We start from the raw sequence: 9,579 nt of genomic DNA on the forward strand, positions 1-9,579 counted from the left end.
TTGATGTAGCGGGTGAGTTTAAATTTGTTAGCGGAACAATAGATGTTGCCGGTCGAGGTTTCCGAGGTGGTGGTGGTCGTAGTTTAGGAGGAGATGGTGGCAGTACAGCTTTGTTAAATACAGATGTTGTGACTCTCTCAAGTCGTAACGCAAATGCATCGAAGGGAGAAGGTATTGCAGGAACGCCCAAATACTTGTATGACCCTGTTTCTAAAACACTTGTTACAAATACTACAGAAGGCTATCCTTCAGGGAGTTACGGACGCGGCGCCCCAGGTAATGCAGGAGGAGGTGGTACAGATGGAAGACCCAGCAGCAATGATGAAAACTCAGGTGGTGGTGGCGGAGGAAATGGAGGTCAAGGTGGTAAGGGTGGTCGTACCTGGAATAGCGCTCAACCTTATGGTGGAGATGGAGGCGCCACTTTCCCAGCTTCTGTTTCAACTACATCTAACCGCCTAATAATGGGTGGTGGAGGTGGTTCAGGCACAACTAACAATAGTACAGGAGACCCAGGTAATGGTCTTGCTAGTAGCGGCGCTGCTGGTGGTGGTATGGTCATGGTACGAGCTGCAACTATTACAGGTACAGGTACAATCAACGCCAATGGTGCAACCCCGAATCCAACATCAATTCCTGCAAATGATGCCAGTGGTGGTGGCGGTGCAGGTGGCAGTGTTTTGATAATCTCTCAAAGTAATAATTTATCATCTGGAATTACTATTAATGCTAAAGGTGCTAATGGCGGTTACAACACTGGTGGTGGTTCTCCTCATGGACCTGGTGGTGGTGGTGGTGGTGGCGTAGTTTTCGCAACCCCAGGTGCAACTGTAAATCTTCAAGGTGGTTCACCAGGAACAACTAAAGACGGGGATTTTGGTGGTGCAACAGGTGGTGATGGTTTACTACAACCGATAAATACTACTCCTCAAGATGCTGCCAGTAGTATTTCTGGAGCTAATTGTTTAATTCAAGCAACTAAAACGACATCAACACCCGGACCATTAGCTGCACCTGATACTGCAACTTATACGATTACAATCTCAAACCCTAGCGGAACTTATCGTCCAGAAGCTCGTGATGTAGTCATTACAGATGATTCACTTCCTACGGGATTTACACATAATGCTGTTGCTATCACGCCAGTTTATACGGGAGGCGCCACTGGTCCGTCTACAGTTACTAGTACTGGAACTGCATCTAAACCATCGTGGGGTAATTTTCTGATTCCTGCTGGTGGTAGCGTATCGATTACTTTTACCGCAAATATAGCTAATGGTACGGCGCCTGGAAAATATAATAACAGTGTTATAGCTAGTGCTAAATATATAAATGCAAGTGCTGGAGTCACAGCTTTGGCAAACAATAATATAGCCGTTTCTAGTACTTACAATGGTAATCTCGCTACCAATACGCAAGAAGACGTAACCATTGCTTTGACTAGTCCATTAAATGCTGATAAAAGTGTTGCATTAGTGGAAGATGTAGACAAATCTGGTGGTAATACTTCTTTAATTAATCAAGTACCTACCCCTGGTGATATTCTTGAATACAGCATTATTGTAACAAATAATAGTAATATAGTAGTTAATAACGTCGCTTTAACAGATGCAATACCTGCTAATACTAGTTACATTCCCAACTCGTTACAAATTTACGCAGGTATTAATAGCGGTGTAAAAACAGACAATTCCAATGATGACGAAGCCGAATTTACAGGTTCACAAGTTGTGTTTAGATTAGGGACTGGAGCAAATGCAAATAGTAGCGGTAATATGGCGCCAAATAGTAGCAGCACCGTTAAATTCCGCGTTAAAATTAATGACCCATTACTACCTGCTGGAACGAATACTATATCTAACCAAGCAATTATATCCAGTAAAGACTATGCCAATACAAAAAGTAATGACCCCAGTACACCTACACCTAATGACCCTACCATTATCAAAATTGCTCCACGCTTACGCTTAGTAAAACGAGTAACTGGTATTCGTAAAAATGGTGGTACTGCAACAGCTATCGGTGGTTATAATGATTTAGTTACAGACGAAAATGATAATGCTGCTACCTGGAGTGTTGCAGGAGGTAGCACTACTTACTTATTAGGGGCCATTACAGCCGAACAAATACCTTCACCACCTGGAATACCCGCACCTAAAGATGAAGTCGAGTATACTATTTACTTTTTATCTGATGGAGCAGGAACTGCAAAAGATGTTAACCTATGCGACTTTATACCCGCAAATCAAGTTTATGTAACAGGTTCAATGAAGTTGAAGTCAGGTAATGGAACAGAAAACTCTGTTGCAGACGGTTCCGGTACTGGACCTGGTAGCGGTTACTATAACAATACCAGTACTATCCCTCCTGCTTGTAATGGTACTAACAATGGTGGAGGCGCCGTATATTTTCAAATTGGAGATTTAAGTGTAAATCCAAATTCTTATGGTTACATTCGGTTCCGTGCCACAGTTAAATAACCTTACCTTCTCCATTTGCAGCAGTACAAGAGTTTGCTTCTGATTAAAGTGCCTATCCCTGGATCAACGCAAGCCAAAATATAAAAAATTATTGAAATAATAAACGTGCGCGTGGTATGATATGATTTGTAGATACGGCGCTATAGCCAAGTGGTAAGGCAGAGGTCTGCAAAACCTCCATCCCCCGGTTCAAATCCGGGTGGCGCCTCTCTCAACTTATCTACCTTTCCGGCTCCACGGGCAGCTTCTAGCTCCCAGAGCCGGAATCGATATTTGTATCATATTAGCTCAAACCACGTCGAATCAACTCAGGTATTTAGGCCAATTTTAGTCCATGACTTTTATTAGGCGCCCCGAAGTCGTCCAAAGTTTCGCTGTTCCATCCTCACTGCCAGTTGCCATGTAGGCGCCATTTTTGCTCAAGCTGACGCTGCGAACTGCGCTAGTGTGTGCTTGAATTGTCTGACTTCCACTTCTGAAAAACCGTTGATAAAGTCGAATTAACAGGCAAATTTCCGGTAATTTCTGCATAATTAGTTTGATTATCTTCATTAATCGTCAACGTAACCCGTACTCCGCTGATTAAATCACCATCTAACTTCAAATAAAGTAGCTTTCGCATTCTTAATTAGATATTTAAACAATATTGTTAAATTTATTATAGTAGGGTGCGTTACTGCCTGAAAAATCTACACTTTTAACGCAAATTAAAGTGCAGTAACGCACCCACTGTCCATTCAAGTGTAATATATTACATTATTTTGATAATCCCAAATTTGGCGCCAAGAAAGATGTGAACCACGGTTCACATTTATAAGAATGATTCTCGTTTGATAAAAAGTTATTTACCGTACATAAAAAAATGTTCTGACGAAAGCTATATATGTATTAAGGTTACTGTAAACATATTGATTGAAAATACTAAGGGCACGATATTATCGTGCCCTTAGCAATATTGGTTGATACGCGCGCTGTTATTTTTTTCGCTTAGGGGCATTAGAGCGTCGTACTTCGCGGTTTTCTTGTTCAAAGCGACGACGATCACGCCAGTCAGCTAAAGTTAAATAGCCAACACCACCTGTAACTGCTAAAAGCAGTACTACGCCTGTTATTGCCAGAACGTTGAGAAATTGACTTTCCACAGTCCTCCTACAATCCGTTGCGACCCCAGACTACCATTGCAATAGACCAAGTAAAAACAACTAGGAGTGAAACCCAACCTAATGTCAAGATAGCCATAGTGATTCTTTTAATCTTATTTACAACACAATCTTAACATTTATCATGTTTTACAAGACTTTGCATAACTTATAAATATCTGACTAACGCCGAAACCTCCAATTTAACTTACTATACGTAGTTTACCCAATGCTCACCTCAAGACGTGTAACAAAAACCTCTGTATGTAATCTTTGCTCTATTTCTGAATTCGGTGCAGCCTCAAAAAACAACTCAACTGCTTCTACTAGATTATAGGAGTGCTTCTTCTATAGTTTTACCCTGACTAGCTATATCTAGCTCAGGACATAGTGCTACATACCAATCGTCTTCACGTTCAATAATTGCGGTTAGCTGTTTTGTTTGTTTCATACTTGGCTTGTTTTACAACAGTATATAATTATTATGGATTGGCTTCGAGACCATTGGCGCCTTTATCAGTTGCGATATGGGTCAGATGCTTCAAAATACGAAGTACATCATATAATTCATTTCCTGGGTTACGCACTTCAAATATTTTAGAGGTTCCATATTGAAGAACTTCACCCTTCACTAATTTGATAAAAATGAAACTTCCACCTGTCGTAATCATACCGAAGCTCGGTTTATCTGGGTAGGGATTACCTAGCATGTAAGCTAAAAGTTGCGCGAGTCCTCTTTCAATAGAATACTTTGCTTGTTTAGACTCGATAATCATAGCCCATAGTTGGTCTTTCAGTACTAAAGTATCTATTTTACCCTTGATGATTACCCCTTCGTCTTCATTCGTAATGTCTATTTGTTCTTCAGCTTTGATATAAAAAGGTGCTAAACAAAAATCCCCAATAAAAAGTATTGGGTCAACAATAGCTATTCTGACAAAACTTTCTAGTAAAGGAGGATAATTTAAAAGATTGAAATAACCTGCCTTGACTTTATCTAAAAGTTGTTTCTCTAAATCTGTAATTTCTGGTAAATTATCTTGCCATTCGCGGAAAAATTGGTCGTCTAATACTAATTGGATACCGTAGTTATTAATTAAGTAGCGTAGGTCAATATCCTTAGCTTGTTTTATTTGAGTCATAATTATATTAGTTATTTATTGCTAATGTATTAAAATTTAACATTAGTGAAGTAGATAACTATTAATTCTTCCTTTGCGCCCTTTGCGTTCTTTGCGGTTCGTTTTTCTACACACCACACCTCACAATTAATGATACAAATCATTATCCTTATAAAATGTAACTGTTTGGAGGCACCGTGGTTATATATAATTATAGAGACGTGACATGTCACGTCTCTACATTCAAATAATATCTAAAATTTGGGTACTGGAACGGGCAAAATGCCTATTCCACAAGAAATTAATTCAATTTTTGGCAGGGTATTAGGTTGTTAATAACTCAGCAGGTAAGCGTTTGAATGCTAGACGCTCGTTCTCGATATCGACGAAGATTGTATCACCGTCGTTGAAATCTCCACGTAAAATAGCTTTTGCGATTTGTGTTTCTAGCTCGCGTTGTATCGCGCGCTTTAATGGACGGGCGCCAAACACAGGGTCGTATCCTACTTCTGCCAAAAAGTCAAGTGCTGAGTCGGAGAGCTTGAGCGACATTTTGCGGTCTGCCAAGCGGTGGCGTAAACGTTCGACTTGCAATTGTACAATTTTACGAAGTTCGCTTTTGTGCAGTGCGTGGAAGATAATTTGTTCGTCAACACGGTTTAAAAACTCTGGACGGAATGAGCTACGCATTGCTTCCATTACGCGATGACGCATTTCGTCGTAACGGTTATCATCTCCTGCAACATCGAGGATATACTGCGAACCAATGTTACTGGTCATTATAATGATGGCATTTTTGAAATCTACCGTATGACCTTGAGCATCGGTAACACGACCATCGTCGAGTATTTGCAAGAAGATATTAAATACGTCTGGGTGTGCTTTTTCGATTTCGTCGAATAATACTACCGCATATGGACGGCGCCGAATTGCTTCGCTTAATTGTCCACCTTCATCGTAACCAATATATCCCGGAGGGGCACCAATTAATCGGGAAACTGCGTGTTTCTCCATATATTCGGACATATCAATCCGTACTAGCGCTTCTTCGGTGTCGAACATGTACGCTGCTAAGGCTTTTGCCAACTCAGTTTTACCTACACCAGTAGGTCCAAGGAAAATAAAGCTAGCAATAGGACGGTTGGGGTCAGAAAGTCCCGCACGTGAACGTTGTATTGCATCAGCTACTGCGGTGACAGCTTCGTTTTGTCCAATAACACGGTTATGCAACTCATCTTCAAGATGTAATAGCTTTTCTTTCTCAGATTCAACTAGCTTGCTGATGGGTATACCTGTCCACTTAGAAATTACTTCGGCAATATCCGCTTCGGTAACTTCCTCACGTAACAATGACTTCCCGCTACGTTGTGCTTGCGCGAGTTGAGATTCAGTTTCTTCTAAACGACGGTGCAAGTCGGTTAACTTACCATATTTTAATTCAGCCGCGCGGTTAAGGTCGTAGTTACGCTCTGCTTGCTGAACTTCTAAATTTACCCTGTCGATTTCTTCTTTTACCGACTGGATTTTGGTGATAACATCTTTTTCCGACTGCCATTGTGCGTTGAGAGTACTTTGTTCCTCTTTTAAATCAGCGAGTTCTTTATCCAAACGTTCGAGACGTTCGCGCGAAGCTAAATCGCTTTCTTTTTGCAATGAGAGTTTTTCCATCTCTAACTGTAGAATCTTCCGGTCGATTTCGTCGAGTTCTTCAGGTTTAGAAGTTATCTCCATTTTCAACCGTGCGGCAGCTTCGTCTACCAAGTCGATTGCTTTATCAGGTAGAAAGCGGTCGGAGATATATCTATTAGATAATGTGGCTGCTGCTACCAGTGAGCTATCAGAAATACGTACCCCGTGGTGAACTTCATAGCGTTCCTTCAATCCCCGTAAAATAGAGATAGTATCTTGAACACTAGGTTGGTCTACGTAAACTTGTTGGAAGCGACGTTCTAATGCGGCATCCTTCTCTATATATTTACGATATTCATCTAAAGTAGTGGCGCCGATACAACGTAACTCACCGCGCGCTAACATTGGTTTGAGCAAGTTGCCCGCATCCATCGCACCTTGAGTGGCGCCTGCACCAACAACGGTATGAATTTCATCAATAAATAGAACTATATTACCCTTGGAGTCAGTAACTTCCTTTAATACAGCTTTGAGACGTTCTTCAAACTCACCTCGATACTTAGCACCCGCAATTAAGGCGCCCATATCTAGAGATATTAACTGGCGGTCTTTGAGCGACTGGGGAACATCTCCAGCAATAATACGCTGTGCAAGCCCTTCGGCAATAGCAGTTTTACCTACACCAGGTTCACCAATCAGTACAGGATTATTCTTAGTACGACGTGAGAGAATTTGTATAGTGCGGCGAATCTCATCATCGCGTCCAATCACTGGGTCAAGCTTACCATCACGCGCAGCTTCGGTAAGGTCACGCCCATATTTTTCCAGCGATTGATATTTACCTTCTGGGTTTTGGTCGGTCACTTTTTGGCTTCCTCGAACTTGTTTAATAGTATTCTTTAGTTTGGCTTCATCCAAGCCGAATTCTTTAAATAAACCTTTGCCAAAGCGGTCATCCTTGGCATAAGCAAGTAATAAATGTTCAATAGAAATAAATTCGTCCTGAAGTTCTTTGCGAAAACCATCAGCACGGTCAAGAAGCGTATCTAAGCTTCGCCCCAAGTATACAGAACTACTACTACCTGATACTTTTGGTTGACGCTGCACAAATTGCTCGGTTTTATCACGCAGCTTTGAAGCATCAACACCGAGTTTTGTAAATATACTGCTAGCAAGTCCATCTTGCTCTAAAAGCGCTTTCATTAGGTGTTCGCTTTCGATTTGCTGCTGCTGGTTTTGCTTCGCTATATCAGGAGTGTGGGCTATAGCTTCCCATGCTTTTTCAGTAAATTGGTTAGGGTTAGTTGGTTGCATAAGCTTATAATGTGGGGGAGACGAACTTTTAGGCTTGGCGCCGAGATATAAGGAAATCTAAGATTTTTTTCTACTACCGTCATTGTAAATATAAGTGTGCAACTAACTGGTTCGGTGTTCGCCCCTTCACATGGTGGTGTTACACTCCATCTCTTCTAGTACTACCCAGTTAAAAGAATTGATCCCCCTAAATCCCCCTTAATAAGGGGGACTTTGTAAGAATTTTAGCCCCCCTTATCAAGGGGGGTTGGGGGGATTTTTATTTTTAACTAAGCAGTATTACATTATGAGCGGTGCCTCTGACAGCCAGTACAGCAGTTATTAAATTTCCGTTGATAATCAATTTCAAACATAGACGTATGTAATAATCAAAGACAGTATTTTCAGCTTAAAACACCACCGACACCTTTGAATATACCAACCTTATTTGGAGCAAGCTATGCAAACATTCAAGAAAGCAGTTAAACCCTTGGTATCGAAGGTAATTGTGATTGGGGGCGGAATTGGTGGCTTGACTTTAGCCTGTGCTTGTCTGGATGCAGGTATTGAAGTTGAGCTATACGAAAAACGTCAACTGGATGCAATGCTTTCTGGACCAGGGGGTATATTTATTCAACAAAATGCTATGCGAGTTTATAAACTCCTGCGTTCGGGAAAGATTTATCAACGTTTTTACGAAGAGGGAGGCAAAATATTGAGTGGTGGTTTTTTTAGCAAAAATGGAACTCCACTTTATGTTAACTCTCCTCAATTTGCTGGGGTAGAAGACTTGGGCATATGTCTTTCAAGACCGAAATTACAACAGATTCTTTATGAAGCATTAGATGACGGAATAGTACGGACAGGTGTTGCTTTTGAGAAATTTGAGGAAACAGACGATGGTGTGCGAGTTTACTTTAAGGATGGCAGCACAACAACTGGGGACATATTAGTAGGCGCCGATGGTCTTTACTCACAAGTACGTGCTTGCCTTAATGGTCAAGAACGATTAGAGGAGCCAATTTATAGTGGTACGTGTTGCTGGAGAGGTTTTTTCAATGGCTCAAGTTTGCCATTAGATAAACAATATAGTTGGATGGAATTTTGGGGTCGAGGTAATCGCTTTGGGTATTTTGATGTTGGTGGAGGTCAATTCTCCTTTTATGCTTTTAACAACAGTCAACAGGGTGGAAATGATGACTCAGTTGGAGGTTCTTTAAATGCCTTACAGTCAATTTTTTCAGACTATGCAGAACCTGTACCCACAATTATCAAGTTCTTAGAAAACGAAAGTATCTATCGAGATGACATTTTCGATCGCCAACCTTTAGGTAATTCCTGGGGAAGAAGTCGGGTAACTCTAATAGGAGATGCAGCGCACCCAGTCCAACCAAGTCTTGGTCAAGGAGGTTGTATGGCAATAGAAGATGCCTTTGAACTTACCAAGTTATTTATTGATGAAGCTAGCCGTGAGCAAGTTCAAATACTATTGCGTCAATTTGAGAGCAACCGCAGTCAACGAGTAACTCGTGTGTTTACAACCTCCCGACAAGTTGGTCAGCTTGGACAAACCGACTCTACAATCGGATGTTTGCTTCGTAACTGGATTTACAAGCTAACTCCTACCTGGCTAGCTGACTTGCAGTTTAGATGGTTATTTAATTACCAGCCTTCTTGGGAAAAATAATACCTAAATGAGGAAAAGAGTAATTTTCGTAACTTACCGTAAGCAAAACATAATATAGCTTTATAATTTGGGTAATGTTGTTTTACAACCGGGTAAATATGGAACAATTAATAGTTCAAGTGGCTAATACCGATTTAATATGAAGCTGCAAATAACTAAATCCCCCCAGCCCCCCGCGTGGAAGGGGGGCTAAGAATAATAATGTGCATCCTCATATAAAAATGGTATTA

8 protein-coding genes and 1 tRNA gene are annotated in these 9,579 nt (G+C 41.0%); 3 read left to right on the plus strand and 6 right to left on the minus strand.

The genetic code is table 11. The annotated features are described in order from the left end of the window. Together AC2JBO_RS39430 and AC2JBO_RS39435 are read left to right on the plus strand one after the other, a co-directional pair. Window positions 1-2,480: hypothetical protein (locus AC2JBO_RS39430; RefSeq protein ID WP_496959081.1), on the plus strand; the 2,480-nt coding region annotated here is incomplete at its 5' end. Window positions 2,481-2,616: 136 nt separating this feature from the next. Beyond that, window positions 2,617-2,688, plus strand: a tRNA-Cys gene (locus AC2JBO_RS39435). Window positions 2,689-2,807: 119 nt separating this feature from the next. Here the strand turns inward: AC2JBO_RS39435 and AC2JBO_RS39440 are convergent. The 6 genes from AC2JBO_RS39440 to clpB form a co-directional block, all read right to left on the minus strand. Then, on the minus strand, window positions 2,808-3,032 hold the full coding sequence (locus tag AC2JBO_RS39440; protein ID WP_496959082.1) for a WD40 repeat domain-containing protein: 225 nt from the start codon (window positions 3,030-3,032) through the stop codon (window positions 2,808-2,810). Between the two features lie 422 nt (window positions 3,033-3,454). Next, window positions 3,455-3,622 carry a hypothetical protein gene (locus AC2JBO_RS39445; RefSeq protein ID WP_496959083.1) on the minus strand — a complete coding sequence of 56 codons (168 nt, stop codon included), beginning with the start codon at window positions 3,620-3,622 and terminating at the stop codon, window positions 3,455-3,457. A gap of 7 nt (window positions 3,623-3,629) precedes the next feature. Continuing rightward, on the minus strand, window positions 3,630-3,719 hold the full coding sequence (gene petN, locus AC2JBO_RS39450; protein WP_010998401.1) for a cytochrome b6-f complex subunit PetN: 90 nt from the start codon (window positions 3,717-3,719) through the stop codon (window positions 3,630-3,632). A gap of 231 nt (window positions 3,720-3,950) precedes the next feature. Then, complete coding sequence (locus AC2JBO_RS39455; RefSeq protein WP_496959084.1) at window positions 3,951-4,070, minus strand: type II toxin-antitoxin system HicB family antitoxin; 120 nt, start codon at window positions 4,068-4,070, stop codon at window positions 3,951-3,953. Window positions 4,071-4,101: 31 nt separating this feature from the next. After that, the gene (locus AC2JBO_RS39460; RefSeq protein WP_496959085.1) at window positions 4,102-4,761 is read right to left on the minus strand and encodes a restriction endonuclease subunit R; all 660 of its coding nucleotides are present in this window, start codon (window positions 4,759-4,761) and stop codon (window positions 4,102-4,104) included. Window positions 4,762-5,064: 303 nt separating this feature from the next. Further along, a complete protein-coding gene (clpB, locus tag AC2JBO_RS39465) occupies window positions 5,065-7,683 on the minus strand; it encodes an ATP-dependent chaperone ClpB (protein WP_496959086.1) in 2,619 nt (872 codons plus the stop codon). A gap of 439 nt (window positions 7,684-8,122) precedes the next feature. Here clpB and AC2JBO_RS39470 point away from each other — a divergent pair, with 439 nt between their 5' ends. Next, a complete protein-coding gene (locus AC2JBO_RS39470; protein WP_496959087.1) occupies window positions 8,123-9,349 on the plus strand; it encodes an FAD-dependent monooxygenase in 1,227 nt (408 codons plus the stop codon). Window positions 9,350-9,579: the final 230 nt, after the last annotated feature.

The sequence above is a fragment of the Calothrix sp. CBUCES-K 9914 genome (assembly GCF_059640475.1).